At 60.8% G+C, this 1,165-nt stretch carries 2 protein-coding genes; both read right to left on the bottom strand.

Annotated features, from left to right (window positions below; translation table 11 throughout):
* The coding region (locus tag ACXJ5O_RS27665; protein WP_457302706.1) for an ABC transporter permease at positions 1–672 on the bottom strand (672 nt) is incomplete at its 3' end.
* Positions 669–1,165, bottom strand: a 497-nt coding sequence (locus tag ACXJ5O_RS27660; RefSeq protein WP_457302705.1) for an ABC transporter permease, incomplete at its 5' end; no start/stop codon positions are given. The genes ACXJ5O_RS27660 and ACXJ5O_RS27665, both read right to left, overlap by 4 nt.

The following is a 1,165-nucleotide window of genomic DNA, read 5'->3' as shown; positions in this document are numbered from 1 at the left end:
CGGCAGCGTCACGAGACGGCGGCTTGTGATGAACAAAGTCACGGTGATTTCATCCCAGGAGACGATGATCGCCAGGATGCCGCCGGCAATCATGCCGGGGATGATGTTCGGAACAATCACCCAACCGAACACCGTCAGGGGACGGGCGCCGAGCGAACGGGCAGCCTGAACCAGGCGCGGATCGAGGTTGCTAAGCGACGCCCCGATTGCGAGGACGGCCAGCGGCAGTGCAAGCACGACATGGACGATGGTGACGCCGACCCAACTGTCGAGTAGCGAAAGCCGCGACCACAGCCTGACCATGCCGACGGCATAGATCACCGGCGGGATGATCAACGGCGACAGCAGGATAATCCTCAGAATGCCGGGCCAACGGCCAACATAAAYCCAGGCACCGATGGCATATGCTGTCGCGACAGCCGTAGCGATCAGGCTCGATATGACGGCAATGGCAAAGCTGGTGAAAATCGCAGGAAGCCAGCCGGCGCGCCAGTTGAGCAGGGCGCGAAAGTGATCGAGCGATAGTCCATCCTGCGGCAGCGACAGGTAGTCGCGATCGGTCAGGGCGACCGGAATGACCACCAGCACCGGCACAAAGAGAAAGGCGAGCAACAGCCAGGCAAGCAGGCGCGGCAGGAAGCTTTCGACGATATGGCGCAGCCGTTGTTTCACTTGCGGCCTCCTTCGAAGGCGGCGCGGAGCGCCGGGTTGCGCATTGCAACGGCAACCAACAGCCCGACGACGACAAGCAGCATGGTCGACAGCGCCGTCGCCACACCCCAGCGGAGCGTGCTCGAGATCTGTACCGAGATGTATTCCGCAACCATCAGTACGCGACCGGCGCCGAGGATTGCCGGTGTCACCAGGAAGCCAAGCGAAAAGATCACGATGAACAGCGTTGTGATGGCGATGGCGGGCAGGCTTAGCGGCAACCAGACGCGCAGGAAGATCGTTGCCGGCCGGGCTCCGAGCGAGCGGGCAGCCTGGATGATCCGCTGGTCGATGTCGGTCAGATTGGTGTAGAGCAGCAAGATGGCAAAGGGCATCATATAATGGACCATGCCGATGATTACGCCGAGCTGATTGTAGACGAGTTCGAGCGGTTCGCTGATTGCACCGCTCTCCATCAAAACGGAATTCAGGACGCCATTACGCCGAAGAATTG

This window comes from Phyllobacterium sp. P5_D12, from assembly GCF_054049495.1.
The sequence above is the reverse complement of the archived record's forward strand: the minus strand, read 5'-3'. Positions and strand labels throughout refer to the sequence as shown.